Source organism: Elusimicrobiota bacterium (genome assembly GCA_016706425.1).
Lineage (GTDB): Bacteria > Elusimicrobiota > Elusimicrobia > FEN-1173 > FEN-1173 > JADJJR01.
On the sequence record JADJJR010000001.1, the window covers coordinates 958,742 to 958,960 of the forward strand.

Here is a 219-nt window from a genome sequence, read left to right on the forward strand (position 1 = left end):
ACGGGACGTTGGGGCCGCGGAGCGTGGAAGCGCGGACGGGGCTGGTGTACAACGGGTTGGCGCAGGTGGAAGCGTACGAGCGGACGCGGCGGAGCAGTGACGCGCCGGACGTGGTGACGACGGTGACGGTGGAGAACGCGACGTACGACACGTTCGGCAATCAAACGGGGTACCGGGAGACGACGCGGACGCGTGGGGGCGGGGGAGTCGAACACGCGT